The sequence below is a fragment of the Saccharopolyspora flava genome (assembly GCF_900116135.1).
Classification (GTDB): Bacteria; Actinomycetota; Actinomycetes; order Mycobacteriales; family Pseudonocardiaceae; genus Saccharopolyspora; species Saccharopolyspora flava.
Map to the genome: position 1 here is coordinate 189,882 of NZ_FOZX01000002.1, position 14,206 is coordinate 204,087.

Below are 14,206 nucleotides of genomic sequence, written 5' to 3' on the forward strand. Positions count from 1 at the left end.
CGCAGCCGTCGTTCGCGAGCGCGGACCCGCTGTCAGTCGGGGATCGAGTCGAGCAGCTTGATGATCGCCCGGTTGTAGGCGACGGTGAAGTCGGCGGCGGCCTTCTCGTAGGGGTCGCCCGCGGTCTTGGCGGCGTTGCGTGCCTCGTCCATCTTCACCGCGGTCTGGGCGCGGGCCGACTCCACGAGGGAGGCGCGCTGACGCGGGGTGAGGGTGCCGGAGTAGACCAGCCGGAGGATCAGCGGGCTGCGGACGTTGTCCGGCCCGGGAGCGGTGTTCAACCACGCCTTGAAGGCCTTCTTGCCTGCGGCGGTGATCGCGTACTGCTGGCTGGAGCGCGGCCCCTGCTTGCCGAGGCGCAGCAGGCCGTCCTCGGTCAGCGCGGGCAGCTCGCGGTAGACCTGGCTGCGGGTGACGCTGAAGAACCCGGCGAAGCGCTCGGTGGCCGCGGCGACCAGCTGGCCACCGGTTTTCGGCCCTTCGTGCAGTAGTCCCAACAGGGCAGCGGATGTCGCATTCAGCTCGCTCACGACACCAACGGTGCCACGTCCCGCCAGAGCTGTCCACAGTGGTCGGCGCTTCTGTCCACAGTGGTTGCACCCTGCTGGTCCAAGTGGACGAACGATTCCGCCATTGGTTCCAGACCCGGATTACGGGTTCTTCGACGCCGGAGCGTCGGCGAATCCCGATTCCCACCCGAATGCAGCCACGCGTTCGACACGCAATGCAACCGCCCGGCCTCCCGTTCGCCTGGATGGGGGTTCTTGGGCGCGCAATGAGGTGCTATCACGTTCTGAAACTGCACAACTACAGGTGGTTACCCTCAGGCTGCTGTTGGTCGTCGGGCTACCGGCGAGCGCACGGCATGGATAGCAGGAGGTTCGGGCGTGCATCGCAGTTGGTTGCGTACCAAGGTCAACGAGAACAAGACGAAGGTGGCCCAGCGGGTCACCGAACGAGCCAAGTCCATGGTCCCGACGCAGCGCGGCGCCGAGACGGATTCCTGCATGGTCTGCGGTCGCACCATGCGCCAGACCGCCGTGGTCCGAGGCGAGGGCAGGGTCTGCTCCCCCACCTGCGCTCGCAAGTGGGCCGAGGGCTTGAAGGACTGAACGAAAGAAAAGTGCCTCCGGAAAACCGGAGGCACTCTTTCTCTAGTAGCGGGGACAGGATTTGAACCTGCGACCTCTGGGTTATGAGCCCAGCGAGCTACCGAACTGCTCCACCCCGCGCCGTCAGCCGAAAACTCCCGGCTGCTTCGTTCTGTTGTGAATAAGACTCTACACCCCGCGAAATCGATCGGAACGCGGGGGTGCGCTTTTCTCCCGGACCTCCGGAACGGCAGGTCACAGACTCCACGAGTAGCGACTGGTCGGGACCACGTCGAGCCCGTCGCCGCCGCCGAATCGCGCGACGCTGCCCATGAGCTCGGTGAACCGGCGGTGGAGTTCGTCGTCGTCCCCGCCGCTGCCGTGGAAGGCGTGCGGATCGGTCATCGCCGCCATCGGGAAGTGCTCCTCGACGATCGCCGCGACGTCCGGGGATTCCGGCGTCAGCGCCTCCTCCACGACGTTCTGCACGTATCCCGAGGTGTTCTGGGTGCGGATCGCGATGGGCGTGTGGTGCACCAACCAGTACTCCAGGTACTCCTCCCGCGTCATCGACTCGGGCCTGCGCAGCAGGGCGACCTGCGCGTACACGTCGGCCCGCTCCCCGTCGGCCACCGGCAGCGGGTCCAGCCGCACCTTCTCGCTCACCCGGTAGGCGTGCGGGCGCGCCTCGCCGCTCGCCTCGGCCACGACCCGGACGGCAGCGGCCGGGTCCCCGGCGGTCCACACCGACACGAGCCCGGTCACCCGCTCCCCCGGCCCGAACCGCATCGCCGGAGCCACATCAGCATCATCGACGTTGAGCTGAACACCCCGCACCCCAACCGCCGCGAGCTCCGCCCGGAACCCGTCGCTGTCGAGCGCCCCCTCCAGGTCGTCAGCGTGCAGGCACAGCACCAGCTTCATCATCCCGCGAGCAGACCACACCGCACCGGACCGCGGTAGATCCACGCACGAGCACCAACCCGCCTCCTGTGCAGAACGTGGGCTGATTTGCGTGCGTTCTGCCTGCTGAGTAACGTGCAGAATGTTGATTGATCTATGTGAATTTTGATGGATGAGGGTAGATGAACAGCAGGACCGCAGGTCGGCCGTACCTGCCACGCCACTCGGACGCCACCTTGAGCGCGCAACTCAAGGCCATGGGAGCGGTGCTGATCGAAGGCGTGAAGGGATGCGGCAAGACGGCGACGGCCCGCCAGCTGGCATCCAGCGAAACGCTCCTCGACACAGATCCCAACGCGGCCAGACGCGCAGAGCTCGATCCGCGGTTGCTCCTCGATGGCGCGGTGCCCCGACTCCTCGACGAATGGCAGCGCGCACCCCAGCTCTGGGATGCGGTACGCCGTGAAGTCGACGATCGCGGTGCACCCGGCCAATTCATCCTCACCGGGTCGGCAACGCCGGATGACACGGTCACTCGGCACTCCGGAGCCGGCCGCTTCGGGTTGGTCCGCATGCGCACGATGACGCTGGCCGAAAAGCAAGCGATCACGCCGAAGGTCTCAGTCACCGACCTCATCGCCGGATCCGCCCCCGCACCGGCCAACTCGCCGGTCTCGTTCAGGGACTACCTCCACCACATCGCCGTCGGCGGATGGCCCTTGCTCGTCGGAGCCGATGAGGATGCCGCGCGCACGTTCCTGGACGGCTACCTCTCCATCATCGTGGAACACGACGTGGACGAAGTTTCCGGAACGACACGGAATCCCCGACTGGTGCGACGCTTCCTCCAGGCTTACGCCCAGGTCGTGTCCCAGCCTGCGACCTTGGCTTCGATCGTCAAGCGAGCCCGCGACGATCACGACTCGGAAGGGCCCTCGCGCTACACGGCGGAGCCCTACCTGGATGCCCTGAGCCGCATGATGATCGTCGACGAGATCCCCGCCTGGGATCCCTCGGTTCGGTCATCGAAACGGCTCGTCACGAAGCCCAAACGTCATCTCGGCGATCCGTCCCTCGCTGCTGCCCTCCTGCAGATGTCGCCTGCGCGGATGCTCGACGACCTGGAGACCGCTGGTTTCCTGTTCGAAAGCCTCGTCGCACACGATTTGCGCGTGTACGCCGAAGCCGCGGGTGCTTCGTGCATGCACTACCGGGAGACCGACGGACGCCTGGAGGTCGACTACATCCTGGAAACCCGCGACGGGGATTGGGTGGGAGTCGAGGTCAAGCTCGGTGAGTCCGAAACCGACAAGGCTGCGGCCTCCTTGCACCGCTTGACGGAACGGGTCACGCGCAAGCCCAAAGCTCTGGTGATCGTCACCGGTACCTCGCTCGCGTACACCCGAGATGACGGTGTCCACGTGGTGCCGCTGGGAGTCCTCGGACCGTGAACGGCGAGGTCACAGCCCTCGTTTCCAGCAGATCTGCTCGTGGAGGTGCCGGCTTCGCCAGCCGTCCGGGGTGCGGGTGAAGACGTGGTGGTAGATGCCGCCGAACTCGACGAGCAGGTCCGGCTTCCCGTCGCCCTGCGGGAGGGTCATCGGGTTGTGGAAGTAGGCCGCGACCCGGGCCTCGTCCGGGCCGTCGTGGTCGATGGCGATCTGGTGCAGCGAGTGCATCCGGCTCGGGAAGATCGGCAGGTTCTCGGCCAGCCACGGCTTCACCGTCGCCAGGTCGCCCTCGATGCCGCCGGAGGCCGTGTAGTCGATGCGGGCGTCGGGGGTGAACACCTCGTCGAGCCGGTCCCACTCGCCGGTGTCGATGGCGCGGGTGTAGCGGATGAGGACGTCCTCGATGGCGAAGCGGTCCTGGATCTGCTGGATCATCCCCGCATGATCACAGAAAACGGAGAGACGCTTCCCGGAAATCTCCGGAAAGCGCCTCTCGCTCAGTAGCGGGGACAGGATTTGAACCTGCGACCTCTGGGTTATGAGCCCAGCGAGCTACCGAACTGCTCCACCCCGCGCCGTCAGCCGAAAACTCCCGGCTGCTCTGTTGTGCTCTCAAGTTTACGCACCGCTCACCGGCGCCTCAAACCGGGGGTCGTGAACGCATCCGCACCCCGGCTGACCTGGCCCGCAGAAGCGTCGGCGGGGTGACGACCGCGCCGGTCACCACCCCGCCGACTTTCCACACGGTCGGCTCAGCCGCCGGTGCCCTGGGTCTGCTCGAAGCGCTTGATGGCCTCGTCGAGCTGCTGGTACGCCTGCCCCAGGTCGGCGAAGTTGCCGGACTGCTGGGCCCGCCGGACCCGTTCGAGCGCGTTCCGGATGTCGCCGACGGCCTGCCCGGTGTCGGGCGTGCCCGGCGCGGGCGGCTGCTGCTGGCCGGGCTGCTGCCCCTGCTGCGGCGGCTGCTGCTCACCGGGCTGGGTGCCCTGCCCGGCGCCGGAGCCGAAGACCTGGTCGAGCGCGCCCTGCAGCGTCTCGGAGAACCCGACCTTGCCGCCGAAGGACACCAGCACCCGGGCCAGCTGCGGGTAGGACTCCTGCTCGTTGCGCTGGATGTAGATCGGCTCGACGTAGAGCAGGCCCCCGGCGACCGGCAGCGTCAGCAGGTTGCCGAACATCGCGGTGACGTTCGGGTTGTTGAACAACGTCCGGTTCTCGGTGACCTCGGGAGTCGACTCCATCTGGTTCTGGACCTGGTTCGGGCCCGGGGTCAGCGTGTTGGTCGGCAGCCGCAGCACGGTCATCTGCCCGTAGTTCTGCGGGTCCGAGGACACCGACACCCACGCCGAGAGGTTCTGCCGCCGCAGCGCGGTCAACGCGCTGGTGAGCTGGAAGTTCGGCTGTTGCTGGCCTTCCACCTGGGCGAGCACGTAGTAGGGCGGCTGCTGGCCCTCGCTGCTGCCGACGGTGCCGCGGGCCGTGGGGTCGTTGGGCACCTCCCAGAACGTCTGGGTGGAGAAGAAGTCGCCCGGGTTGTCCACGTGGTACTCGGTGAGCAGCTTGCGCTGCACCTTGAACATGTCCTCCGGGTACCGGAAGTGCTGGCGCAGCTCCGGCGAGATCTCGCTGGAGGGCTTGACCACGCCCGGGAACACGCCCTCCCAGGTCTTGAGGACCGGGTCGTTGTCGTCGGTGGAGTACAGGTCGACCGTGCCGTCGTAGGCGTCGACGGTGGCCTTGACCGAGTTGCGGATGTAGTTGATCTGCTGGTTGGGCTGGCGCTCGACCCCGGTGAGGGTGTCGTTGGTGGCCTCGCCCAGCTCGGTCATCTTCGAGTACGGGTAGTTGTTGAGCGTGGTGTAGCCGTCGACGATCCACTTGATGCGGCCGTCGACCACGGCCGGGTACGGGTCGCCGTCGAGCTTGAGCCACGGCGCGACCTTCTGGACCCGGTCGCGCGGGTTGCGCTCGTAGATGAGCTTCGAGTTCTGCCCGATCACGCCGCTGAACAGGAAGTTCCGCTCGCCGTAGTAGGCGGCGAAGGCCAGCCGCTTCAGCGGGTTGGCGATCGGCACGCCGCCCTTGCCGTCGTAGGTGAACTGCTGGGTGTCGGTGTCGTACTCGCGCGGGGCCTCGCCCGGGTTGCCGCCGACGATGGCGTAGTCGTCGGGCCCGACGAGCTCGCCGTAGTAGACGCGCGGCTGGGAGACCGGGATGGCGCCCTTGCCGTCGTTGGCGACGTCGCTGATCTGGAACACCGGGTAGCCGCCCTGCGTGGCGCCCTCGTTGAAGGTCGAGTCGACGCGGTCGGCCGGGGCGGCGACGAAGCCGTTGCCGTGGGTGTAGACGGTGTGCCGGTTGATCCAGTTCTGCTGGTTGACCGCCAGACCGTCGGTGTTGATCTCGCGCAGCGCGACCAGGTAGTCCTGCAGCTTGCCGTCGGCGTCGCGGTAGCGGTCGACGTCGAGCTTGTCCGGGAAGCCGTAGAAGTTGTACTGCTGCGTGAGCTGGGTGAACGTCGGCGCCAGGATGTTCGGGTCGAGCAGCCGGATGTTCGGGATCGTGCCCGCGTCGTCGGCGACCTCGCTGGGCTGCAGCTGGGTCCGGCCCGGGTAGTCGACGAACTTGACCTTGTCGTCGCCGATGCCGAAGGCGGACTTGGTGGCTTCGAGGTTGCGCTCGATGGACATGGCCTCGCGCTGGTTGGCGTTCGGCCGCACCGAGAACTGCTCCAGCAGAGCGGGCCAGACCGCGCCGACCACGACGCTGGACAGCAGCAGCAGGACCGTCGCCAGGGCGGGGATCTGCAGGTTCTTCAGGAAGATCACCGAGAAGAACGCCAGGGCGCAGAACACCGCGATGCACATCAGGATCAGCTTCGCCGGCATCACCGCGTTGAGGTCGGTGTAGCTGGCACCGGTGAACAGGCTGTTGCGCTGGGACAGCAGCAGGTCGTACCGGTCGAAGAAGTAGTCGACGGCCTTGAGCAGCACGAACAGCCCGGCCAGCACGCCCAGCTGGACGCGCGCGGGCATCGACAGCTGGCCGCTGCGGCCGGTGAGCCGGATGCCGCCGAAGATGTAGTGGGTGACCAGCGCGCCGAGGAACGACACGGTCACCGCGATGAACGCCCAGGACAGCACCAGTCGCCAGAACGGCAGCTGGAACACGTAGAAGCTGATGTCCTTGCCGAACTCGGGGTCGACCTTGCCGAACGGGGTGCTGTGCAGGAACAGCTGCAGCGTCTGCCAGTCGGCCTGCGCCGCGAGCCCGCCGATCACCGCGATCCCGATCGGGACGCCCAGCCCGAACAGCCGGGAGTGCTCGCTGATGACCGTCCGGTACCGGGTCAGCGGGTCGTCCGGACCGCTGACCGGGACGAACACCGGGCGGTTGCGGTAGGCGATCCACAGGTTCAGCAGCAGCACGCCGCCGAGGAACACCGCGGCGACCACGCCGAGGCCGAGTCGCGAGACGATCTGCGTGGTGAAGACCCCGCGGTAGCCGACCTCGCCGAACCACAACCAGTCGACGTAGGCGCCCAGCAGTCGTGATCCGAGGATCAGGGCGAGCAGGACCACCCCGCCCAGAATCAGCAGGATCCTGCTTCGCCGGGATAGTTTCGGCATTCCTACCGGGGGCCGCATGGCCACAGCGCACGCTCCTGGGGACGGTCAGCTGAACTTGGCAATCGTGCTGGTGAACACGATCCCTCGTGATGTTCAACTCTACGACCCAGGTGTGAAGTTCCTGGAAGGCCCCGCGCGAACGGTATTTTTCGGACACAGATCGGTATCGATCGACTCGACGCGGCGCGCTGCCCGACGTCGCCGCCGGTGATGGGACGATGACCGGCATGCCGTCCGTTGAGGAATTGGGGTTCGCCCTGCCCGTCGCGACCCGCGAGGTCGAGGAGTTCGTCGCCGCTGCGGGCTGGGACCAGCCGACGCAGATCTTCGCCCTGGTGGCGACCGAGACGATGCTGGCCGCGGCTCCCGACATGGCCGATCAGCTCGACCCGGAGGCCTCTCCCCTGACGCCGCTGGCGCAGGAGTCGCTGCCCTCCGACGACCTCGGTGAGGCGCTGGCCCGCATCGAGTGGCCGGAGCAGGTGATCGGCTGCGCCCTGGTCCAGGAGATCGTGGTGCTGCCGCCGGAGGCCGAGGCCGCGCTGCCCGAGGACGCCGAGGGCGCCCGCAAGCTCGCCGCCGAGCACCCCGACCGCCGCGAGGCTCGCCTGGTCGGCGCGGTGCTGCGCGGCGGCGCGGCCCACTCCTGCGTCATGCGGCTGCGCGGTCAGGAGGGCCAGGACGACGAGATCTTCAACGACCCGTCGCTGGCCCCGAACCTGATCAAGGCCCTGCAGGCGACCTTCGCCTGATCAGCCCCGCCTGATTAGCAGGGCGCCGGGACCTGGTTGTTGCGGAGGGCGTCCAGCGCCTTGGTGGCGTCGACGAGGTTGGCGACGCGGGCGAGCTGCAGGCCCTCCGGGGCCTGCGACTTGGCCTCGGCGCAGTTGTCGGCCGGGACCAGGAACGTCGTGGCGCCGGCCTCCCGGGCCTTGATCATCTTGAACGGGATGCCGCCGATCGGGCCGACGTTGCCCGCCGGGTCGATCTCGCCGGTGCCCGCGACGAACTTGCCGCCGTTGAGCTCGCCCGGCGTCAGCTTGTCGATGATCGCCAGGGTGAACATGAGACCGGCCGAGGGTCCGCCGACGTCGGCGAGGCTGATCTTGATGTCGAACGGCACGTCCGGGCGCTCGGTCGCGGCCACGCCCAGGAAGCCCTGACCCGGGTCGCCGCCCGGCTGGGTGTTGGTCCCCAGCTGCACGTTGGCGACCTGCTCGGGCTGGTCGGCGCGCTGGTAGCGGATCTCCGCCCGGTCGCCCGGCTTGGCGCCGGCCAGCGCGTCCTTCAGCGAGGTCGCGTCGGTGATCGGCTTGCCGTTGGCCGAGAGCAGCCGGTCGCCGGGTTCCAGCGTGCCGTCGGCCGGGCTGCCCTTGACGATCTGCCCGATCAGCACCTTGTGCGGGTACCCGAGGAAGCGCAGCGCCGCGGTCTCGGCCGTGGTCTGCGAGTCGTTGAACGCCTCGGTGTTCTCCTGCTCGATCTGCTGCTCGCTCTTGTTCGGCGGGAAGTAGACGTCGCGGGGTGCCAGCGCGTAGCGACCGGAGACCCACAGGCCCAGCGCACCGAACAGCGACAGCTGGTCGGTGACCGATACCGTGGTCATGTTCAGGTGACCGGCGGTCGGGTAGGTCTCGTGCCCCTCGATGCTGATCACCGGGTGGTCGCCTTCCAGGCCGAGCGTGTCGTACGTGGGCCCGGGGCCCAGCGCCACGAACGGCACTCGCGCGAACGCGCCGAGCAGACCGAAGGCGACAACCAGCACGACACTCGTCAACAGCGTCCAGGTACGGCGGTTCACGAGGCGACAGCGTACGTGTTCGCTGTTGGCGATGTGCCCGGTGCTCGCACCCGACCAGTCCAGTGGATCCTTCAAAGGGGCGGCCGATGCCGCGTACGGTGGAACTATGACCAACATGCCGTTCGGGTTCAGCTCGCAGGACCCCGACGACCCTGACAAGGGCGACTCGTCGCAAGGCCGCTCTGAGGGCGGGTCCGGTGGCAACCCTGGGGACAACCCCTTCGGTTTCGCCGGCATGCCCGGACCGGGCGGCAACTTCGACCTCGGGCAGCTCGGCCAGATGCTGACGCAGCTCGGTCAGGCCTTGAGCCACTCCGGTGGCGGCCAGTCCGGGCCGGTCAACTACGACCTGGCCAAGCAGCTCGCGGTGCAGCAGCTGCACAACAACCAGAAGACCGAGCGCCCCAGCCAGGAGCAGGTCAAGGCCATCGAGGACGCGGTCCGGCTCGCCGAGCTGTGGCTCGACGGCAGCACCTCGCTGCCCGCCGGGGTCCGCTCGGTGCAGACCTGGTCCTCGGTCGACTGGGTGGAGAAGACGCTGCCGGTGTGGCAGCGGCTGTGCGACCCGATCGCGCAGCGCATGTCGGCGGCGTGGCTGGAGGCGCTGCCGGAGGAGGCCAAGCAGGCGGCCGGGCCGCTGCTGAGCATGCTCGGCCAGATGGGCGGCATGACCTTCGGGTCGCAGCTGGGCAGCGGGCTCGCGCAGCTCGGCGGCGACGTGCTCACCTCCACCGAGGTCGGCCTGCCGCTGGGGCCGGAGGGCACGGCGGCGCTGCTGCCCGCCAACATCTCCCGGTTCACCGAGGGCCTGGACCGGCCGATCAGCGAGGCCACCCTGTTCCTGGCCGCCCGCGAGGCGGCGCACCACCGGCTGTTCGGGCACGTCCCGTGGCTGTCGCAGCGGCTGCTGGCGGGCGTCGAGGAGTTCGCGCGCGGCATCCACATCGACACCTCCGCGCTGGAGGACATGGCGGGCAAGATCGATCCGTCGAACCCGGCGGCGATGCAGGAGATGATGAGCTCCGGGATGCTCGAGCCGAAGACCACGCCCGAGCAGCAGGCCGCGCTCACGCGCCTGGAGACGCTGCTGGCGCTGGTCGAGGGCTGGGTCGACGTCGTCGTGGCCGACGCGCTGGGCGACCGGCTGCCGGGTGCCGAGGCGCTGGGCGAGCTGATGCGTCGCCGTCGGGCGAGCGGCGGACCGGCCGAGCAGACCTTCGCGACGCTGATCGGGCTGGAGCTGCGCCCGCGCCGGATGCGCGACGCGGCCAACCTCTGGCGGCTGATGGCCGAGCGCCACGGCACCGACGCCCGCGACCAGGTCTGGGACCACCCGGACCTGCTGCCGGACAGCTCCGACCTGGACGAACCGCTCGACTTCGCCGACCGCTGGGGCTCGTCCTCGGACCTCGACGACCCGATCGCGGCCATCCGCCGAGCCGAAGAAGCCGAGAAGTCGGAGAAGTCCAACAACCCCCAGAACCAGGACGACGAACCCCCCACCCCGAACCAGGACGAAGACCAGGGCCCGGACAACCCCAAGCCCTGATTCGCGGCCCTGATTCGCGCGCACCACCCGCTCGCCGCACCCCGCGGAGGGCGGGTGGTCTTGCGTTGGGACAGTTTTAGCCATAATTGTCCGGACAAAACGGACATTGATCATGGGTGATTATGGCTAAAACTGTCCCAACACCAACGGCCGTCGACAACGTCAGGCCGCTGCGGGTCAGTCCCCGTCGGACTCGTCGGCGTCCTCGGCGTCCTCGGCTCCCGTCTCGTCGTCGGTGAGGCCGATCTGGAGCTGGGAGGCGGCCACCAGGCCCTCGAGGTAGCCGATGGCCCGCTCGGTCTTGGGGTAGCGCTCGACCCACTTCCAGAAGTCGCGCCCGTGGCCGGGCACCAGCAGGTGCGCGAGCTCGTGGACGAGCACGTAATCGAGCACCCATCCGGGTACATCTCGCAGCCTCTGACTCACCCGAATGGTGCCCTCGCTGGGCGTGCACGAAGCCCACCGCGTGCGCATCGGAGGCACCCACCGGACACTGCTCGGTTCCGCCCTGCCGTCGAGGTGCTTGACGGACAGCTCACGGCAGCGCTGCACCAGCGCCTCGTCCGAGTTGCGCGCGGGGGATCGGCGTCGCGTCTCACTGCGCTGGAGACGGCTCAGCATGTCCGCCACCCAGCGTTTTTCCTCCGCACGGCTCATCCGAGCCGGGAGCAGCACCACGATCTTGTCGCCGTCGCGATAGGCGCTCACCGTCTGGCGGCGGCGCTTGCTGCGGCGGACCTCGACCTGCGGTTCAGCCACGGAAGTGGACCCTAGCGACTGGCTCCGACAAACGGTTCCCCCTGTGAGCTGCACCTCAACGCGCGGCTGGAGTCAATGGCCGAATGATTACTCCATCGAGTCGAACATGCCCTGTGCGTAATGCATGCATCTCAATTACTCCGCCTGTACGGTTCCCCCAGCCGTCCGCAGGAGGGCGCAGGAGATCCAGCTATGGCGCTGGGTCAATTACCAGAAGGAGGGGAGCCGTGGCCGAGACGTACAACGGCTACTGCGTGAAGTGCCGGGAGAAGCGCGACTTTTCCGGTGAGGTCTCGGAGACCAACGGTCGCCGGATGGCCAAGGGCACATGCCCGGTGTGCGGGACCAAGATGACCCGCATCCTCGGCAAGGCGTGACCGGGCACGGGTGGGCCGCCAGCGGCCCACCCCGCGCTGGTTTCCCGGGGTTTCCCGACGCAGTTAATCCGTTTTGAGCCGCTCACCCGTTCCCGCCGGCCCATCTCATTAGGCCGCGGGAACGAACCCCGCTCACCCAGAATGCCGATCACGACCCACCATGCCCGTTTGAACGACTAGCATGTTGATGGGTTTCTCGTTTTCCGAATGGCGACCTCGCGCCTTTCGGGCTTCGAGAGGGTTTTCCTGCGCGCACCTAGGGAGAATTCGTGGCCGACATTCCCCGCCAAGCAGCTCACCGCACCGCCAAGCTCGCCAGCCTGCCACTGGGCGTCGCCGGACGGGTCGCCGCAGGCTGGGGACGTCGTCTGACCGGCCAGAACGCCGCCGAGGTCAACGCCGACGTGGCCGCCAAGACCGCTGAGCAGCTGTTCGCGGTGCTCGGGCAGCTCAAGGGCGGGGCGATGAAGTTCGGCCAGGCCCTGAGCGTGTTCGAGGCCGCGGTGCCGGACGCGATGGCCGGCCCCTACCGCGAGGCGCTGACCAAGTTGCAGTCGGCGGCGCCGCCGATGCCGAGTTCCAGCGTGCACCGGGTGCTGACCGAGCAGCTGGGCTCGTCGTGGCGCAAGCGCTTCGAGTCGTTCGACGACGAACCGGCCGCGTCGGCCAGCATCGGTCAGGTGCATCGCGGGGTGTGGCACGACGGCCGCGAGGTGGCGGTCAAGGTCCAGTACCCGGGCGCCGACGAGGCGCTGCGCTCGGATCTGCGGCAGCTGATGCGGTTCTCCCGCGTGTTCCAGTCGCTGGCGCCGGGTGCCGAGGTCAAGCCGCTGCTGGAGGAGTTGCAGGAGCGGATGGTCGAGGAGCTCGACTACCGCATCGAGGCCGACAACCAGCGCACCTTCGCGAAGGTCTTCGCCGACGATCCGCGGGTCAAGGTTCCCGCGGTGATCGCGAGCGCGCCGAAGGTCGTGGTGACCGAGTGGGTCACCGGAACGCCGTTCTCGAAGATCATCGCCGAGGGGACGCGAGCCGAGCGGGATCTGGCCGGGCGGCTGCTGGCGGAGTTCCACTTCTCCACCCCGGCGAAGGTCGGGCTGCTGCACGCCGACCCGCATCCGGGCAACTTCATGCTGCTGCCGGACGAGCGGCTGTGCGTGATCGACTTCGGCGCGGTGTCGCGTCTTCCCGGCGGTCTGCCGCCGACGTTCGGCAAGATGATCCGGCTGGCGCTGCAGGACAAGTCGATCGAGCTGCTGGAGCTGCTGCGCGAGGAGCGGTTCGTCCAGCCGGATCAGGAGCTGCACGCCGAGGACGTGCTCGCCTACCTGGCGCCGTTCGTCGACCCGGCGCGCACCGAGACGTTCCACTTCACCCGCAGCTGGCTGCAGCACCAGGCCGAGCGGGTCTCCGACCTGCGCGGCCAGGACTTCCGCACCGGCCGGCTGCTGAACCTGCCGCCGGACTACCTGCTGATCCACCGCGTCACGCTGGGCGCGACGGGCATCCTCTGCCAGCTCGACGCCGAGGTCGCCACTCGGGACATCATCGCCGAGTGGCAACCCGGCTTCGCCGAGGCCGACGCCTGATCTCGCAGGTCAGGCGGGCTTGGTGCCGATGTGAACGGTGTTGGCGCTGAGGTAGTGGAGGTCGTCGCGGTTGCCGGCGTAGTGCTCGCTCCCGGGGTCGAGGAGCTGGTCGAGGATCTCCACGTCGGCGGCGGGCAGGCGTTCGTCAGCGTCGCGGCGGAGCATCCCCAGCTGGCGGATCGCGGCGGCCCGGCCGAGATCGTCGAGCGGGGCCGGTCGGTCGATCAGGTAGCTGAACGAGGTCGCCTCGGTGAGCCCGGCTTCGGTCATGGCCTTCGCCCAGCCCATCGGCAGCCGGACGGAGCCGTCCATCTCGGCGCGCATCTGCTGGAACCACTGCTCGCTCGCGTTGAGCAGCCGCGCTTCGAGGCCGGGTTCGCCGAGGCCGATGTCGGCGGGCAGCACGCGGGTCTGCAGGCCGAACTCGACGACGGCGAGCCGTCCGCCGGGCTTGACGAGCCGGGCGAGCCTGCGCAGCCCGGCGAGCTGGTCGGGCAGGTGGTGCACCACGAACGCCGCGTAGACCAGGTCGGCCTGCGGGGTGGCTCCGGCCTTCTCGATCTCCTCGGCGAGGGTGTCGTCGGCCGCGTCGGCGCGGACGGTGCGGATCTCGACGCCGCCGGCGGCTCCGGTGGCCCGCTCCCCTGCCGCGTTGAGCAGCTGCTCGGCGGTGTCGACGACGGTGAGCCGGCCGCCGTCTCCGCGCGACGCCAGGGTTTTCGCGATGATCGCCGCCGTGCCACCGGCTCCGGCGCCGATCTCGATGACCGAGCGGTCGCCGGGTCGCAGCAACCGGCCGATCACCTGGGTGATGTCGGGTGCGATGAAGTCGTCGGCCGCGCGAAGCCGGTCCAGGTGCGCGTCCCAGTCGATGTTGTCGTGCGAATGTGCTCCCACGAGCCGGAAGACTAGACCCGGCGCGGCGAATCACGCACGTTCGTTTGCGGTCTCGGCAAGGCCACGTCCTCGGGTGCCGAGAGTGCGTCGGCCGTCGGGGGTGGGGACAGTTTTCATGAAAACTGCGCCCACCACGATCACGACGGCCGACGCGGCATCC

General features: G+C 68.5%; 13 protein-coding genes and 2 tRNA genes. 6 read left to right on the forward strand and 9 right to left on the reverse strand.

The annotated features are described in order from the left end of the window. Positions 1-32: 32 nt before the first annotated feature. Positions 33-530, reverse strand: coding sequence for a PadR family transcriptional regulator (locus BM424_RS07720; RefSeq protein ID WP_093414959.1), 498 nt, complete (start codon positions 528-530; stop codon positions 33-35). Between the two features lie 357 nt (positions 531-887). On the opposite strand from BM424_RS07720, the gene BM424_RS07725 reads away from it, so the two are divergent. Further along, a complete protein-coding gene (locus tag BM424_RS07725; RefSeq protein ID WP_093414960.1) occupies positions 888-1,112 on the forward strand; it encodes a hypothetical protein in 225 nt (74 codons plus the stop codon). 46 nt (positions 1,113-1,158) lie between these two features. Here BM424_RS07725 and BM424_RS07730 read toward each other — a convergent pair. Continuing rightward, positions 1,159-1,232: transfer RNA gene (locus tag BM424_RS07730), tRNA-Met, on the reverse strand. Between the two features lie 114 nt (positions 1,233-1,346). Further along, complete coding sequence (locus BM424_RS07735) at positions 1,347-2,060, reverse strand: EthD domain-containing protein (RefSeq protein WP_217649649.1); 714 nt, start codon at positions 2,058-2,060, stop codon at positions 1,347-1,349. A gap of 116 nt (positions 2,061-2,176) precedes the next feature. On the opposite strand from BM424_RS07735, the gene BM424_RS07740 reads away from it, so the two are divergent. Further along, positions 2,177-3,445: an ATP-binding protein gene (locus tag BM424_RS07740; RefSeq protein WP_093414963.1), complete on the forward strand. Its 1,269-nt coding sequence runs from the start codon at positions 2,177-2,179 to the stop codon at positions 3,443-3,445. A 9-nt stretch (positions 3,446-3,454) separates the two neighbouring features. Here BM424_RS07740 and BM424_RS07745 read toward each other — a convergent pair whose 3' ends face one another. The 3 genes from BM424_RS07745 to BM424_RS07755 all read right to left on the reverse strand — a co-directional run bounded on the left by BM424_RS07745 (position 3,455) and on the right by BM424_RS07755 (position 7,092). After that, positions 3,455-3,880 (reverse strand): nuclear transport factor 2 family protein, encoded by a 426-nt coding sequence (locus BM424_RS07745; protein ID WP_093414965.1) that lies wholly within the window; start codon positions 3,878-3,880, stop codon positions 3,455-3,457. 66 nt (positions 3,881-3,946) lie between these two features. Continuing rightward, positions 3,947-4,020, reverse strand: a tRNA-Met gene (locus BM424_RS07750). Positions 4,021-4,197: 177 nt separating this feature from the next. Then, positions 4,198-7,092: a UPF0182 family protein gene (locus BM424_RS07755; protein ID WP_093415676.1), complete on the reverse strand. Its 2,895-nt coding sequence runs from the start codon at positions 7,090-7,092 to the stop codon at positions 4,198-4,200. A gap of 209 nt (positions 7,093-7,301) precedes the next feature. Between BM424_RS07755 and BM424_RS07760 the strand changes: the two genes are divergently transcribed. After that, on the forward strand, positions 7,302-7,826 hold the full coding sequence (locus tag BM424_RS07760; protein WP_093414966.1) for a PPA1309 family protein: 525 nt from the start codon (positions 7,302-7,304) through the stop codon (positions 7,824-7,826). 14 nt (positions 7,827-7,840) lie between these two features. Here BM424_RS07760 and BM424_RS07765 read toward each other — a convergent pair whose 3' ends face one another. Beyond that, complete coding sequence (locus BM424_RS07765; RefSeq protein WP_217649650.1) at positions 7,841-8,875, reverse strand: YlbL family protein; 1,035 nt, start codon at positions 8,873-8,875, stop codon at positions 7,841-7,843. Positions 8,876-8,981: 106 nt separating this feature from the next. On the opposite strand from BM424_RS07765, the gene BM424_RS07770 reads away from it, so the two are divergent. Continuing rightward, positions 8,982-10,424: a zinc-dependent metalloprotease gene (locus tag BM424_RS07770; RefSeq protein ID WP_093415678.1), complete on the forward strand. Its 1,443-nt coding sequence runs from the start codon at positions 8,982-8,984 to the stop codon at positions 10,422-10,424. Between the two features lie 177 nt (positions 10,425-10,601). Here the strand turns inward: BM424_RS07770 and BM424_RS07775 are convergent, their stop codons facing one another. Continuing rightward, the gene (locus tag BM424_RS07775; protein ID WP_093414969.1) at positions 10,602-11,183 is read right to left on the reverse strand and encodes a M48 family metallopeptidase; all 582 of its coding nucleotides are present in this window, start codon (positions 11,181-11,183) and stop codon (positions 10,602-10,604) included. A 227-nt stretch (positions 11,184-11,410) separates the two neighbouring features. On the opposite strand from BM424_RS07775, the gene BM424_RS28740 reads away from it, so the two are divergent. Both BM424_RS28740 and BM424_RS07780 read left to right on the forward strand, forming a co-directional pair. Next, the gene (locus BM424_RS28740; protein WP_010693945.1) at positions 11,411-11,560 is read left to right on the forward strand and encodes a DUF5679 domain-containing protein; all 150 of its coding nucleotides are present in this window, start codon (positions 11,411-11,413) and stop codon (positions 11,558-11,560) included. A gap of 269 nt (positions 11,561-11,829) precedes the next feature. Then, a complete protein-coding gene (locus tag BM424_RS07780; RefSeq protein ID WP_093414971.1) occupies positions 11,830-13,149 on the forward strand; it encodes an ABC1 kinase family protein in 1,320 nt (439 codons plus the stop codon). Between the two features lie 9 nt (positions 13,150-13,158). Here the strand turns inward: BM424_RS07780 and BM424_RS07785 are convergent, their stop codons facing one another. Next, complete coding sequence (locus BM424_RS07785; protein ID WP_093414973.1) at positions 13,159-14,046, reverse strand: class I SAM-dependent methyltransferase; 888 nt, start codon at positions 14,044-14,046, stop codon at positions 13,159-13,161. Between the last annotated feature and the right edge of the window lie 160 nt (positions 14,047-14,206).